At 38.4% G+C, this 15,241-nt stretch carries 11 protein-coding genes; 6 read left to right on the forward strand and 5 right to left on the reverse strand.

The window, feature by feature from the left end; translation table 11 throughout:
- Nucleotides 1-54 precede the first annotated feature (54 nt).
- Nucleotides 55-1,104, forward strand: a complete 1,050-nt coding sequence (locus tag BTO11_RS03270) for a YHYH protein (RefSeq protein WP_181135825.1) — start codon at nt 55-57, stop codon at nt 1,102-1,104.
- A 95-nt stretch (nt 1,105-1,199) separates the two neighbouring features.
- On the opposite strand, the gene BTO11_RS03275 is transcribed toward BTO11_RS03270, so the two are convergent.
- Entirely contained in the window at nt 1,200-2,201 is a 1,002-nt protein-coding gene (locus BTO11_RS03275) for a LysR family transcriptional regulator (protein ID WP_105051245.1), read from the reverse strand.
- Nucleotides 2,202-2,567: 366 nt separating this feature from the next.
- Between BTO11_RS03275 and BTO11_RS03280 the strand changes: the two genes are divergently transcribed.
- The 4 genes from BTO11_RS03280 (at nt 2,568) to BTO11_RS03295 (ending at nt 8,015) form a co-directional block, all read left to right on the forward strand.
- Nucleotides 2,568-4,157 carry a flavin monoamine oxidase family protein gene (locus BTO11_RS03280; protein ID WP_105051246.1) on the forward strand — a complete coding sequence of 530 codons (1,590 nt, stop codon included), beginning with the start codon at nt 2,568-2,570 and terminating at the stop codon, nt 4,155-4,157.
- On the forward strand, nt 4,147-4,761 hold the full coding sequence (locus BTO11_RS03285; protein WP_105051247.1) for a c-type cytochrome: 615 nt from the start codon (nt 4,147-4,149) through the stop codon (nt 4,759-4,761). The genes BTO11_RS03280 and BTO11_RS03285 overlap by 11 nt, the downstream gene beginning before the upstream one ends.
- Before the next feature lie 19 nt (nt 4,762-4,780).
- Nucleotides 4,781-5,272 (forward strand): RidA family protein, encoded by a 492-nt coding sequence (locus tag BTO11_RS03290; protein WP_105051248.1) that lies wholly within the window; start codon nt 4,781-4,783, stop codon nt 5,270-5,272.
- A 112-nt stretch (nt 5,273-5,384) separates the two neighbouring features.
- On the forward strand, nt 5,385-8,015 hold the full coding sequence (locus BTO11_RS03295) for a TonB-dependent receptor plug domain-containing protein (protein WP_105051249.1): 2,631 nt from the start codon (nt 5,385-5,387) through the stop codon (nt 8,013-8,015).
- Between the two features lie 185 nt (nt 8,016-8,200).
- On the opposite strand, the gene BTO11_RS03300 is transcribed toward BTO11_RS03295, so the two are convergent.
- The 4 genes from BTO11_RS03300 to BTO11_RS03315 all read right to left on the reverse strand — a co-directional run bounded on the left by BTO11_RS03300 (nt 8,201) and on the right by BTO11_RS03315 (nt 14,128).
- Entirely contained in the window at nt 8,201-10,585 is a 2,385-nt protein-coding gene (locus tag BTO11_RS03300) for a GNAT family N-acetyltransferase (protein WP_105051250.1), read from the reverse strand.
- Between the two features lie 4 nt (nt 10,586-10,589).
- Complete coding sequence (uvrD, locus tag BTO11_RS03305; protein WP_229793369.1) at nt 10,590-12,986, reverse strand: DNA helicase II; 2,397 nt, start codon at nt 12,984-12,986, stop codon at nt 10,590-10,592.
- A gap of 103 nt (nt 12,987-13,089) precedes the next feature.
- Entirely contained in the window at nt 13,090-13,809 is a 720-nt protein-coding gene (locus BTO11_RS03310; RefSeq protein ID WP_105051251.1) for an HAD-IA family hydrolase, read from the reverse strand.
- 79 nt (nt 13,810-13,888) lie between these two features.
- Nucleotides 13,889-14,128: a DUF2164 domain-containing protein gene (locus BTO11_RS03315; protein ID WP_105051252.1), complete on the reverse strand. Its 240-nt coding sequence runs from the start codon at nt 14,126-14,128 to the stop codon at nt 13,889-13,891.
- Nucleotides 14,129-14,264: 136 nt separating this feature from the next.
- Here BTO11_RS03315 and BTO11_RS03320 point away from each other — a divergent pair, with 136 nt between their 5' ends.
- On the forward strand, nt 14,265-15,215 hold the full coding sequence (locus BTO11_RS03320; RefSeq protein WP_181135826.1) for a P-loop NTPase fold protein: 951 nt from the start codon (nt 14,265-14,267) through the stop codon (nt 15,213-15,215).
- Nucleotides 15,216-15,241 lie beyond the last annotated feature (26 nt).

Genomic DNA, 15,241 nt, shown 5'->3' on the forward strand with positions numbered 1-15,241 from the left:
AATAACACTCTGTTCATATTTTCACACAACAAATACTCAATATTGGAAATTTATATGAAAGCGATTACTCAATTAATGTTTATATTTACTGGCAGTTTAGCAGTTGCTGCTTGCTCGCCTCATAGTGATAACGAACATCATGCAACTGAACATGAAAAGGAACACCAAGTTCAACTTGCTAACATTGCCGAATTATTTAACAAGAGTTCAACAAAAGTAGCGCCGGAGCTTGTATCTTGTACATTATCTGGCGGCACAAAAACTGAGTGTTTTAGCGTTACTGTGACATCTTTACAAACGGAACATAAAACAGGGCCTTGGTGCCCACGTAACATTAGTGACGGTCCTGAAAAGTCCGGTATTTGGCTAGATAAAGGTAAAGTCTACGATGCTGATGGCCAGTTTATTGAAAACTTAGCTGAATTTTATAAAGACAATGAATGGGAGTTATTCAATCCTGAAACTGGTGAAATAAAAGTAACTGATAGTAAAGAAGCTTGTATGGCTGCAGCTCGTCCAGATGTAGCTGAAGAATATCAAAATTACTGTGTTGAATGTCAGCCGTCGTACGCAGATGAAAACCAACAAATCACTTATTTAATTCCGGCTCATCCAGTTCCGCTAGATAAAGCACAACGAATGAACCCTCACTCTGGAATTGGTATCGCATTCAATGGTGTTAAATTTGATGCACCAGCGCCTGTTGAAGCCATTCTTGGTGCCCATACATTAGCACCGTTTGATGATTGCGGCGGTCATGTAAATACTCATGTTGGTTATCATTATCATGCAGTCACTGGCTGTACAAAAGAAGTTGAAACCTTAGTTGATCATGCCCCTGCCATTGGTTATGCAATGGATGGCTTTATGATCTACAGCCGACTAAACGCCAAGCTAATAGAGCCTAGTGATCTTGATTCTTGTCGAGGTCATATTACCGATGGGATTGGCTATCATTACCATGCTAATGATGCTGGTAAAAATCAAATAATTGGCTGTTTCCAAGCTGAGCAAGGTTGTGCTGTTGAAAGTGCAATTGAAGGGGATAATCAATCATGCGAAGCCAGTGGTCGACGTCCGCCACCGCCAAGAAGACAAGATTAATCCTTTTAGCGACACGTCGTTTATTGGCGTTATAGCTAAGTAGAGTTTATACAGGGTAATGTTTGTTGAGGTTATTAAGATTACGGAGTATGTAATTACCCCTCAACAAACGTTTCAATATCAATTACTTGTGGCAGGTAATATTTCTTATCTAACAATGTCCCTCGCCAATCATTTTTCCCATGTACGCTGGCTGTAACCTCGCGAATTAATTCAAATATAGCATCGACCGCACTATTACTTTCAATTTGTTCAGCCTTGATCAGATGCACTTTCTGTTGCAAACGCGGAGCTACAATTTTGATACCTCTTATGTGCTTGCTTTGTTCTAAATGAAAGGTTGATGATGATGGACACACAACTAAACCTAAACCCTGAGTGACAAAATGTAGGGTGGTCATCATTTGGCCAAATGCATCTTTAGTTTTCAGCTTTATTCCGGAATCGTCTGCTGTTTGCACTAATAACTTTGATAGGGCATCTTGTTTATCAGGCATAAATATTTCGTAGTTTTGTAAATCAACAAAAGGGATAGCTGAATATAATTTAAGTTCACTGTATGCTGGATTTTGAGGCTTTTCTGAAATATATAAAAACAGATCTTCACGGATTAATTCTATGACGTTCGCCTTAGAATCAAGGAACTCTGAGTCGTCGTAACATAAGGCTATATCAATCTTGTTTTCTGATAGCCAATTATCGACGATATAAGAGGGGCCAACCCGAAACGTTAGTTCAATATTCTCATAACGATGTTCAATTTCATTGAGCAATTCCATTGATAAAACATTACATACTGACTGACTAAGGCCGACAACCACTTTACCTAAACATTCGTTTTCACTTTGGGTTACATCAGATTTGGCTATCTGTATTTGCATTAATATTTTTTTTGCGTGTTTTTCAAACTTAATGCCAGTTTCCGTTAATGTCATTCCACGGAAGTCGCGCTCAAATAACTTAACTTTTAATTCATGCTCTAAATTGGCCAGCTGTAAGCTAATGGCGGGTTGGGCAATATCGAGTTTTTTGGCCGCGGCGGTTATGCTTCTTTGTTCGGCTGTTGCTAAAAAATATTGTAACTGCTTAGTATTCATATGATACCTAACCTAGTATCAAATTTTACTAATACTCTGACTTTTAACCACTGTACTAACATCACATCACAACCTTATTAGTAGTATTCAATTTTATAATATCTTTATAAGAACCTTATAATTTTCATAGACTTTTTTGTCATTTTCTTTTTAGACAATGCAACCTCAGTGCCAAAAGCTCCTGCCCCCTTCCTGTAACAAAATTTACATTAGATAATCGTTTTAAAGCCCTTTGTTTTCAGGGGGTATATAAATAATGTTGACCCCCTGCATATTATTTTACGTTCAAGGCTGCATAAGCTTTATATAGGATAAATCCATGATTTCTTGAGTTTTAATCATTGATTTTTAAGGTTCCCCTATAATATGAAAAATATCAGCAGAAGACAGTTTCTTACTTACGTTGGTGCTGTTGGCGGCTCTTCAGCATTACTCAAAACCAGTCTGGCCATGGGTTTAGTCAATGAAGACCCTTATTCTGGCCCCGTTAAAGTTACACCTGCAACAGGAAAGAAAAAACCAACTGTGCTCATTTTAGGCTCCGGTATCGCTGGGCTATCAACGGCTTTTGAGTTGGAAAAAGCAGGTTACGAATGTACAATTTTAGAAGCATCATTTCGTGCTGGAGGCCGTAATTTAACGGTACGTAATGGCGATAAGATTGATGAGATGGGTAATCCTCAAATCTGTCAGTTTGATAAACAAGAAAATTTATTCTTCAATTGCGGTCCCGCACGAATTCCTGGTCATCACCGTCGCTTGTTGCACTATTGTAAGGCACTAAATGTACCATTACAGGTCAAAGCTAACAGTAGCAAAATGGCTTACTTCCAGGATGATCAGTTTTTAGGTGGTAAACCTAAACGTATTATTGAATACCACACAGATGCTCGTGGCTTAATGTCTGAGTTGTTATGGAAATCTGCAGACTCAAGTACTTTTGATCAAATGCTCGGCAAAGAAGATGTTGAAAAGCTCATGTCTTTTTCCAAAGCATTTGGTGATTTAACCGAAAACGGAAAATACATAGGCAGCGAAAGAGCTGGTTCAACAACCGATAGAATGTTGGAGTTTCCAACCCCTCACGCTCCATTAGAATTAAAAGCGATGTTAGATAGCCGATTTTGGTATGGCGGTCTACTAGGTGCTGAATTATACGACTGGTGTGAACCTTTAATGGAACCACTTGGTGGTATGGATGCGGTAGTTAAAGGCTTCCTTAGAAATCTTAAAAAGCAGCCTACTTTAAATGCCCAGGTTAAGAAAATATATAACCGCGATAATGGTGTAGAAGTTACTTACGAAAAAGGCGGTAAGTTTCATACCGTACAAGCCGATTATTGTTTCAATAATATTCCAGCGTATTTTATGGCCGGAATTGAAAACAACTTCACAACTAAATATCAAACCGCACTAAACAGTATTAAACGCGGACATTTATTCAAAATTGCTTACCAGATGAAAGAAAGATTTTGGGAGAAAGATGGAATTTATGGCGGCATTAGTTACTCAGCAGATCCAATCAGCCAAATCTGGTATCCATCACACGACATTAATGCACAAAAAGGTGTGTTGCTAGGTGCTTATACATGGGATCCCAAAATAAGCGCAATGTTTGAAGCGCTATCCCCTGCAGAACGTCTTAAAGTTGGTGCCATTTCTGGCGAAAAAATTCACCCAGGTTACAGCAAGAATATTGAAAACGGCATCAGTATTCCTTGGGGGCGCATGAATCATCAAATGGGCTGTGGCATGCGGATGAGTGAAGAAGACTTTGAAAAGTACTTCCACTTTTTACAAAAACCAGAAGGCCGTCACTTTATGATTGGCGACCAAATAAGTCATCACAGTGGCTGGCAAGAAGGTGCTTTAGCATCAAGCGAACAAGCTCTACAACAACTCAACAAATTACTGAGTGCCAGTGTTGATCAAGGGAGTAAAATTCATGTTAGTTAAATCTGTTTTATTATTTGGCTTATTACTTACTATTTCAAAACCATTATCCGCACAAGAGACTGCAACACCACAAGGTCTTGAATATTGTACGGTTTGTCATGGTAGCCAATTAAAAGGCAATAGTAATATTGGCGCACCTAGACTCACTCAATTATCTCCTTGGTATGTTAACCGTCAATTGAAAAACTTTAGAGACGGCATTCGCGGTAACCACCCAGAAGATAAAACGGGTGGTGAAATGATGGTTATGGTTTCACAGTTATCTGAACAAGAAATTGAAAATATTGTTGAATGGATAGCAAGTACAGAATCGTCAAAACCAACTCCTAGCATTACAGCAAATCCTCATGATGGTGAAAAACTATTTCAAACTTGCGCTGCATGTCATGGCGCTGATGCTCATGGTAACAAAGCATTAGGTGCACCTAATTTAAATGGATTAAATGACTGGTACATATTGACGCAACTTAATCATTTCCGTTCAGGTATTCGAGGCTCTGAAGAAGACGATACCTACGGACAACAAATGAAAGCAGCAAGTGCTGTTATCACTTCAGATCAAGATGCAGCAGACCTTGCAGCTTATATAACTCAACTTAAATAAACTTTTAGGAATATTTCTTATGAAAAAGCACATTTTACTTACCGCTATGACACTACTTTCAGCGAGCGCAATGGCGGATGTAACTCGTCACGCTCTACCAAATAACAGTACATTTCCAATTTCTAGAGCGGTAGAAGTGACAGCAGACACCGCATTAATTTTTCACAGCGGTATGGTGCCAGGTCCGGTAAACGCTGAAGCGAAAAAAGGTAGCCGTGAATACTACGGTGATACAGAAACTCAAGCACTAAACATATTTAAACGTTATGAAGTGTCTTTAAAAGAACTTGGTGTTGATTTTTCTGACGTGATCAAAATGCAAGTATTCATCGTTGGCGACCCAGCTATGGATGGAAAAATGGACTTTTCAGGCTTTATGAAAGCTTATACAAAATACTTTGGTACTAAAGAACAACCTAATAAACCTGCACGCTCAGCATTTCAAATTGCTGGTTTAGCTGGCGGTCCAAATATGCTTATCGAGATAGAAATGGTTCTCGCTAAGCCTTAAAAACGATTAACACGGTAGTTACCTAAATGCCGTGCGCTTAACATTCTAATAATAATAAAAAATATATAACTTTAATAAAAATAATAACTTTTATCCTGCTAAGGGGAACATTATGCTAACGCAAACTAAGTTAAGCAAAGCTATAAGAACGGCCTTAATAACATGCTCAATAGGCTCCGTTGCTGTCTCAACCGCCTACGCTGCAGAGGCAGAAGATGCCGTAGCTACCGACAATGCAGTTGAAAAGATTGTTATTACCGGCTCCCGTGGCGCGCCAAGATCGGTTGCCGATTCACCAGTACCTGTTGACGTATTTAGTGAAGATGACCTAGCCGCGGTTCCTTTTTCAGACACCAATGATATTTTAAAAACATTAGTCCCATCTTACTCTTTAGAAAGACAACCTATTTCTGATGGTGCTTCATTTATTCGTCCTGCCTCATTACGTGGTATGCCAACAGATAAAACCTTAGTGTTAGTTAATGGTAAACGTCGTCACCGTTCTGCTTTAGTTCAAATTGGTGGTTCTGGTACTCAAGGTCCAGATATTGCGACCATTCCATCGTCAGCGCTTAAAGGTGTTGAGGTGTTACGTGATGGTGCTGCAGCACAATATGGTAGTGATGCTATCGCTGGTGTTATTAACTTTGCGTTAAAAGATAATAGTGAAGGTGGTTCGGTTTCAGTAACTACTGGTCAATATTATGAAGGCGACGGTGGACAAGTTAGCATTACTGGTAATTTAGGTTTTGCTCTTGGTGAGAAAGGGTTTATTAGTGTTTCTGGTGAATATTCAGATTCAGCAGCGACTTCGCGTTCAGAGCAATATTGTGAAGACTGGGCATGTGTTGATGTTGATGATCCTAACTTTCTAACTGGCCTTAATACTGGCGTATCAGGTTTTACCGAGGAAGGCTTTATTGCTGGTTTAGACTCTGCCAATATTAATGGAGATGACGTTGTACAACCATGGGGACAACCAAATACTTCAGCTGCTCGTTTGTTCTTTAATTCAGGTTATGAAATTTCAGATACGATGAACTTCTATGCTTTTGGTAATTATTCTAAAAGTGAGGGCGATGGTGGCTTTTATTATCGTTACCCAGGTAATGGCACAATTGAAGACATACGCCAAGAAGATGGTTCTCTTTACTCGCCATTAGAAAAATTCCCAGGTGGTTTCACGCCTAGATTTTTTGGTGATATTACTGACCTGTCATTTGTCGGTGGTTTAGAAGGTGAATTTGCCAACGAAATGACTTACGACGTAAGTGGTCGCTTTGGTTCAAACAAAATTGAATATACATTAAAAAATACAGTTAACCCGTCAATGGGCGCAGCTTCTCCAACAGAGTTCACGCCAGGCGCTTTGATTAATGAAGAGTTACAATTCTCTGCAGACTTCACTAAATATCTAGAGCTAGGTTTATATTCAGATGTATTAGTTGCCTTTGGTCTTACCTACATGGAAGAAAGCTATGAACTAGAAGCTGGCGATGAAGCGTCTTATTCTGCAGGTGCTTATGCACTACCAGATCCTCATAATTTCTGTAATGATGACGGTACCACAACAGCTAATGGCTTAGCGGTTATTGCAAACGGCTCTACACTTGATTGCTCTGATAGCTCTGATGCCGTTTTCCAAGTTGTAGGTGTAGGTTCAAATGGTTTCCCTGGCTATTCACCTGATTACTCAGGTCTTTATGAAAGAGACATGGTTGGTGCGTACATTGATCTAAGTACCGACCTTACTGATGAGTTATTTGTGCAAACTGCATTCCGCTACGAAGACTATTCCGACTTTGGTGATGAGTTAGTAGGTAAAGTTGCCTTTAAGTACAACTTAACAGAAGACTTTAATTTACGTGGTTCTGTCGGCACTGGTTTCCGTGCGCCAACACCTGGCCAACAAGGTACAACAAATGTTTCAACTCGTTTACCTGATGGTTTGCCAGTAGCAACGGGGTTATTTCCAGCCTCAAGTCCTGTAGGCCAAGCACTTGGTGCTGACCCTTTAACACCTGAAAAATCAGTGAACTACTCATTAGGCTTTACCGGTAATATTGATAAATTGAATCTTACTTTCGACTTATACAGTATTGCGTTAGAAGATCGTTTTTACGCGGTTTCAACTAAAGATGTATCAACAGATACTACAAGTGGAGAAGCGTATGATAATTATATAGCGCTTGAAGCTGCTGGTGTTGACGGTGCAAATACAATTGGTGGAGTAAATTACTTCCAAAATGCATTTGATACTACTACTTCAGGTTTTGATTTTGTTGCTACTTACCAGTTAGATAATACGTTACTAACGGGTTCTGTAAACTATAACTCAACCGTAATAGATACAGACGTTAATGAAGTTTCAGCCTATTTAAATGCTGAAAATCAATATGACTTAGAAAACTCTATTCCAAAATGGCGTACAGTTTTATCAGCTAAACATAACTTTGATGCGTTAACAGTTTTAGTACGCGGAAACTTTTATGGTTCGTATGATAATGCAATCGATTCTGATGCAACGGTAATTCAAACCTATGACCCAAGTGTGCTGTTCGATCTTGAGTTGTCTTACACTATCAGTGATAGTTTAAGTGTTTCTGGCGGAGCTCGTAATATTCTAGATACTTATCCGGATGAAGATGAAGGCGATGACTGTTGTGGTAATGTTTACTGGTCAAGCAATATTGTTGATTGGCAAGGTGGTTACTACTACGCTCGTTTGAACTATACATTCTAACAGCTAAAAATAGCGCTTACCTTATACGTCACGGTCAGAAATAATAAGTGACTAAATTGATAAAGCCGAGTGATAAATCACTCGGCTTTTTTGTTATCTAAAAGTACTTATAAGTTACAAAAGCGATTCTAAAAACCACAATACAAGAACGGAACGCTAAATCATTTTCTAAACTAATCGCTAGTCTAAATAACCTTGATAAGGTTTTTCCATTCATCTCTGAATTTTTGCACCAGTTGCTTTTCACCAGTTAACTTATATTTTTCAATTAATTTTTTATCACTATATCCATCAATTACTTTATCTAAAATCATCTGTGGGTAAGTTAATTCTGGCCGTGCTTTTATAAAAAATGACATAGCTAACAAGCAAGTATCTAACGATCGATAAAAATGGCTAAAACACACTAAGTCACTTTTATCATGCTCAGCATCGGTTGTGTCTAATGAAATATCATCTGTTAATAGCCTCAAGATTGTTTTAGTGCGCATATTCAATTGTTGTTCAAGTTTTAAGGTTTGTTGAAATCTAGATGTTAGTTGTTGCTGAAAAACAATCGCCGGCGGATTCAAAGCTTGAGCCATTAATAAAGAATATTCGCCAGTGGATGCTTGTGCTTTTAAACCTAAGCGTACCGATGTTAAATTGTTTTTTTGCCAAAACTTAACCAGGTTTTCAGCCATACCAAAACTGGTGGCTAAGAAATCAAAATCTTGTTTTATAAGAGCATCTTTCACTTTGCCTAATAATAAACTGCCTAATCCTTGCCCTTGTAATTCTGGGTGAATAGCGATCCGAATGATACGGCCGTATTTATATTTTCCAGCCTGTTTAAAACCAGAATGAGCCAATAAAGACTGAGGGAGTAAATGGCCTTTTGGTCGTCGAGTGCCTTGCCAAATCTTTTCAGCGAGTTCGGGATCAAGATTTCCTTCTTCTGCTAATAATACCGCGCCTAATATTTTACTGTCGTGTTCCAAACAAAATATTTTAATGTTTGGACCATCTAATAAATTACGTAAATCGTTCGGTGTGGTTTTATAGTGAGCATTTACTAACAAAGTGAATAATTGTTCTAACTGACTACCTTGATTAGATGCATCTTTTATTAGTTGTTCAGGTGTTACTGTTTTAAATAATATATTTTCAGATTTTGATAAAATATTTTGCTTCAATAGTTTTGGTAATTGCCCATTGATCATTAACAAACGATTTATGTCTGACTCTAAAAAGTCATCTTCATTCCAACGAATCGGTTGGTTCATTGTTAACTGTTTTACGTCATCAAATGTTCTATTTAACAGTGGCTTAAATTTATATTCAAAACCACGCCCGGTTCCTTCATAACCATGAATGGTTGTAGCAAAAACCACAGCGTTACACTTTTCAATTAGCGGTAATAACATTTGAGTGGGGATAGCAGCCGCTTCATCCACTAATACTAAGTCGGCATCCGCTAGTTTTTTTTCTAATTCATCTGGTGCAACAAATGTAAGTGAACCATAGTCAGTTACTATTTTATTGCTGTCAAAACTGTATTTAACACCGTATTTCTCAAGACTTATCTTGCACAACTCAAACACCCCAACAATTGATTCTACGTGGGGTGCAGTTAATAAAACATGAAATTCACTTGATGTTTTTTCGGCGTTAATTAACAAACATCCCGCAAACAAACCTAGTGCGGATGATTTTCCTCGGCCACGGTCGGATTGTAAAACAACGGCCGTAGAATTAACAAATTCACCACTAAGGCACTGATTATTAATAATTTTATCATCAAATGACCATCCGTCAATTAGTGATTCACATAACGTATTTACAACATCTTTTTGATCTTGGGTCTTACACAAATCATCACAAAACCCTTTAATATCAATAACATTAGGCATAACCATGTGTTTTTTGTCATTCATTATCGGGTACTTAACAATCCAATTATTTAGTTTTTCCAACTGGCATGTGCTTTGTTCATCATCAAAATCTCTTTTATTTAACCTTGTTGATTTACCATTTAAAGGTAAAAAACCATCACTTTGACTAATGGTCAATATTGATTTTGACTGATTTAATTGATTGATGAAATATTCAATATAGTGATGACTAATCTGCTCTGGAGTAAAAGGTTCTACGCATAATCGATTATATTCAGGGTCTGTATAATCTATCCAGTCTGGTTGTTCCGGTGAAATAATAATACATACGCCACCGAGTTTAATTGTGCCGACAAGTGCCCCTAATGCATCTGGATTTAACCCTGCGTAACTGTCGTAAATCAGCACGTCAGATTCTTGTCCCAACATTTTTTTGTATTGTTTTATCCGTATGTCGGTAATTTTATTGTGTATTTGTTTTTCAGTCTCGTTGAGAGGCTGTGTTGAATTTTCTGTCGGAGTAAGTGTTGGAGTAATTGTAGTTTGCTGATCGCCAAACCAAATTGTTTGTACTGGTTTATCCATTTGAGATAACCAAGTTTGAACTTGGTTACGCGCCCAACTTTGTTCACCTTTAACCCATAACAAACATCTCTGTTCTATTTGGGTTAAATGATGAATAAGTTGGTTCAACATAAAGTTAGATGCCGGTTAATTTTGCGTAAGTCGTTACCAACCATTTAGCGCCAAAATCATCAAAATTAACTTGAATGCGAGAGTTGTCACCGTCGCCTTCACAGTTTAATACCGTACCTTCACCAAACTTAGCGTGGCTGACTCTTTGACCTAAAGAAAACAGACTTTCGCTAAACTTTAAATGACTTGAAGCTTGGTCAAATCCACCGCCAAAGTTTTTCGATGATTTGGCTTTATTTCTGTCACCTTGATATCCACCATGTCCGGTAGAACTACCGTGGTTTGAACTTGAGCTATAACCAGAATTTTGGCTGTAAGTAGATGCTTCACCATAACCGCTGCTATAACCTGATTGCGGTCTCGACATTTGCGTCGACAATTTAACTTCATAAATACAGTCTTGTGGAATTTCTGCAATAAAGCGAGACGGACGATGATACAACTCTTGGCCGTACATGCGTCTTGTTTCTGCATGAGTAATAAACAGTCTTTGTTTTGCTCGTGTCATACCAACATAAGCAAGACGACGCTCTTCTTCTAAGCGTTCTGGTGAGTCGCCACTTTGTTGGCTTGGGAACATGCCTTCTTCTACACCAGCCATAAATACCATAGGGAATTCTAATCCCTTAGCGCTGTGTAATGTCATTAACTGCACGGCGTCTTCATAAGCATCGGCTTGAGATTCGCCAGACTCCAATGACGCGTGCGATAAAAATGCCGCTAACAATGGCATTTCTTGCATATTTTCGTCAGGTTCATAATCTTTACAAGCAGAAACCAATTCCTCTAAGTTTTCTACTCGTGTTTGACCTTTCTCGCCTTTTTCTGCCTGATACATCGCTTTCAAACCAGAGCTTTGTATAACGTGATCCGCTTGCTCATGCAGAGGCAAAGGTTGCACTGTACTTTCAAGTTGAACAATTAAATCCATAAAGCTTTGAACGGCGTTACTAGCTCGGCCTGATAAATGTTTTTCATCCAGTAAACGTCCTGCCGCTTGCCACATGGTCATGTTTTGACTACGAGCAGCATCACGTAACATTTGTAATGTTTTTTCACCTATACCACGCGCTGGTGTATTAATAACACGTTCAAACGCGGCATCATCGTCACGGTTGGAAACCATGCGTAAATACGCCAATGCGTCTTTAATTTCTTGGCGGTCAAAGAATCGTAAACCACCGTAAATACGATAGCTCAATCCTGCTTCATTTAATGCCGACTCTAAAACACGAGACTGGGCATTGTTACGATACAAGATGGCAGACTCAGATAACGATCCGCCTTCTTCCTGCCACTTCTTAATATTACCAACAATAAAGCGCGCTTCGTCTATTTCATTAAACGCAGCGTATAATGCTATTGGGTCGCCTTCGGCACCTTCAGTCCAAAGCTCTTTACCTAATCTGTCGGTATTATTAGCAATAACGGCATTAGAGGCTTTTAAGATAGTGGCGGTAGAACGATAATTTTGTTCTAAACGAATGACTTCTACGTTAGTAAAATCTTTTTGGAAACTGTGAATATTTTCAACTTGTGCACCACGCCAACCGTATATTGATTGGTCGTCATCGCCTACTATCATCACATGTGATGGTGGGATTTTCTCAGCAACATTACCGCCATGGGCTCCTGCTAATAATCTAATCCAGGCATATTGGATTTTATTAGTATCTTGAAACTCGTCCACTAAGATATGACGAAAACGTTTACGGTAATGGCTTAATACTTCTGCATTCGTGGCTAATACTTCGTGGCTACGTAATAATATTTCAGCAAAGTCGACTAAACCTGCGCGGTCACACGCTTCTTGATACGCGGTATAAACTTGTAAAAATACTTGTTCCGTTGGATCAAAGCTTTCTATATGTTTTGGTCTTAATCCGTCGTCTTTTTTACCATTGATGTACCACATGGCTTGTTTTGCTGGATAACGCTTGTCATCCAAATTAAGACTTTTCATGATACGGCGAATAAGACGATGTTGATCGTCCGAGTCTAATACTTGGAAGCTCTCTGGTAATTTTGCTTCACGAAAATGAGTGCGTAAAAAACGGTGGGCTAAACCATGGAAAGTGCCAATCCACATACCGCTTGCGCCATATTGTGAACCAACCGTACCTTGGCCTAATAACGACTCTAAACGATGACGCATTTCTGCAGCCGCTTTATTAGTAAAGGTGACCGCTAATATTGAAAATGCTGATGTTTGGTGTGCTTGAATTAAATAACCGATACGGCTAATTAGCACTTTAGTTTTGCCAGAACCTGCGCCTGCTAATACCAACATATTTTGTGGTGGTGCAGTAACTGCTTCATATTGACGTTCATTTAGCTCATTCAGCTTTAACATAGCTGTGGATGAGCCTGGAATATCTTGCGAGGGAATATAAACGTCCATAGAGACAAAACCTATAAAATTAATGAAGCGAGTAACTTCAGCGCTATTATATTGCTACTAAATTAAGGCAAATAATAACGCTGTATATATAAACAGGAAATGATTATAACAGGGTTAACAAATCATCCAAGTGCGAATATTCACCATTTGCCAAAGTAAAACCACTTGGGTAGTGATTATTGTTCGGATTAAACCATAAAGACGGACAATTTGCGTTTAACGCTGCTTGAATATCTGACATGGCGCTGTCGCCAATATGTAAAATATTCTGACAAGGAATATTTAAATCTTTAGAAGCGTCATTTAGCATATCTGGGTACGGCTTCATTCTTGTTCCGTTTTCGCCTGCTCGGTAATAACCAACAAAATAAGGCGCTAAACCGATACGTTCATAATCGGCGTTACCATTGGTTACCGCCACCAGCGGATACTTGTCACTTAATTGCTCAAGTACATCAAAGGTTTGTTGTGGCACGGTAAAGTCAGAACGAGCTTCACAAAACGCATCATAAATTTGTTTATTCATAACTGATTTTTGCGGCTCTTTGATACCAAACGAGGTTAAACCTAAATCTAATACGTGATGGCGCCATACATTAACATCATGGCAATACTCAGGATTCTTTTTGGCCACTTGCCATTTTAATGTGTCCCAATAAGCTATGCCTTTTTGTTTTGCACTTGGAACTAGTTCACAGACTTTATCAAACTGAACTTGAATGGCGTTACGGATCACCTCTTCATTAAAATAAAGGGTATCGTCTAAATCAAAACTGATTGCTTTGATAGGGTTAGCAAAAGGGCGGTTAAATCTAATAGACACAGGGCTTCCTACAAAATGGCGAGAGCATTAATTTAAGAGACGTAAGCTTAACATAGACTAAAAAGGATATTGCTTAAAACTATAAAGAATCAAGCTGTTCGATTTCTGCAAACACATCTTCAATTTTAGCAGTGAGTAAACTCTGAGCATCGTATAATGCTTGATTATATATAGAGGAGCCTACTTCTTTCATAATAAACTCCAATAAAAACTCAGCTTCAAACTGGCCTAAATCTCGGTCTAACTCTTGTTGAAAATATTCCTGTAACTTGACGATTGCAGCATCTTGCTGTTGTTTTGATAATTTCACTTCTGACATTGTTTAACTCCGTAAAACATTTGCACACATTGTATAAAGGTTTGCACTAATCTGCGATAAATACTTCCTCTGGCACATTAGTTGTTATCTATACTCTACATATATAAAAAAATTGATGAAAAATCAGCTAATAAATATGACTACAGACCAGCTAATACAAGCCTTTAAAGCACAGCATAAGCTAACAAGTTCAATTGAAAGTTACGCACCAAATTGGTTCATACCTATTGCTGAATTAATAAACACTCACCAAAAACGGGAGTCTAAATGCATCTTTGTAGGTCTTAATGGTAGCCAAGGTTCTGGAAAATCTACTTTAGCTGACTTTATAAAAATGTATCTTGAAAGCCAACATCAATTGTCTGTGGCAGTTATCTCGTTAGATGATTTTTATTTAAGCCAACAAAAACGTAATCACTTAGCCGACACAGTTCATCCTCTTTTAAAATCTCGTGGCGTACCAGGTACACACAACACTCAATTAATGTCATCGACCCTACACGCATTAAAATCAGACAAACCCAATTGTCGTTTACCAAGATTTAATAAGGCGATAGACGACCCAGAACCAGAAGAAAATTGGCCTTTAGTCACAGAAAAAGTTGACGTGGTGGTTATGGAAGGTTGGTGTTGGGGCACGCCAGAACAAACCGAACAAGAATTAGTTAAACCAATAAATACGTTAGAAAGTGAAGAAGACAAAAACGGAACGTGGCGTAAATATGTTAACGACGCACTTAAGTCTGACTATTTAGCTTTATATCAACAAATGGACTTTTGGTTAATGCTTAAAGCGCCGTCGTTTGACTGCATCTCTAATTGGCGTAAAGAACAAGAGCACAAGTTACGACAAGCTCATGCATTATCAGCGGATAAAAATGCACCTTCAGCGATTATGTCAGATGAGCAAGTTGAACGTTTTATTCAACACTTCCAACGGTTAACTGAACATGGTTTAAAACAAGTACCAGAGGTCTGTAATTTAGTACTGCAATTAGATGCACAACGACAACCTATGTTAGTCAGCGGTAGCTCAGTTGCTGAATTTGATAGCATCAAAGCGACTATAAAAAATAAAGCCATTTAACAATATTATAATAAGAGGCAATTATT

Origin of the sequence: Psychrosphaera saromensis, from assembly GCF_002954545.1 — a bacterium.
Classification (GTDB): domain Bacteria; phylum Pseudomonadota; class Gammaproteobacteria; order Enterobacterales; family Alteromonadaceae; genus Psychrosphaera; species Psychrosphaera saromensis.

Excerpts from the sequence above, each read along its gene's own strand:
- BTO11_RS03320 (WP_181135826.1), top strand. The coding sequence starts at position 14,265 with ATGACTACAGACCAGCTAATACAAGCCTTTAAAGCACAGCATAAGCTA.
- uvrD (WP_229793369.1), bottom strand. The coding sequence starts at position 12,986 with ATGGACGTTTATATTCCCTCGCAAGATATTCCAGGCTCATCCACAGCT.
- BTO11_RS03285 (WP_105051247.1), top strand. The coding sequence starts at position 4,147 with ATGTTAGTTAAATCTGTTTTATTATTTGGCTTATTACTTACTATTTCA.
- BTO11_RS03315 (WP_105051252.1), bottom strand. The coding sequence starts at position 14,128 with ATGTCAGAAGTGAAATTATCAAAACAACAGCAAGATGCTGCAATCGTC.
- BTO11_RS03295 (WP_105051249.1), top strand. The coding sequence starts at position 5,385 with ATGCTAACGCAAACTAAGTTAAGCAAAGCTATAAGAACGGCCTTAATA.
- BTO11_RS03270 (WP_181135825.1), top strand. The coding sequence starts at position 55 with ATGAAAGCGATTACTCAATTAATGTTTATATTTACTGGCAGTTTAGCA.
- BTO11_RS03290 (WP_105051248.1), top strand. The coding sequence starts at position 4,781 with ATGAAAAAGCACATTTTACTTACCGCTATGACACTACTTTCAGCGAGC.
- BTO11_RS03275 (WP_105051245.1), bottom strand. The coding sequence starts at position 2,201 with ATGAATACTAAGCAGTTACAATATTTTTTAGCAACAGCCGAACAAAGA.
- BTO11_RS03300 (WP_105051250.1), bottom strand. The coding sequence starts at position 10,585 with ATGTTGAACCAACTTATTCATCATTTAACCCAAATAGAACAGAGATGT.
- BTO11_RS03280 (WP_105051246.1), top strand. The coding sequence starts at position 2,568 with ATGAAAAATATCAGCAGAAGACAGTTTCTTACTTACGTTGGTGCTGTT.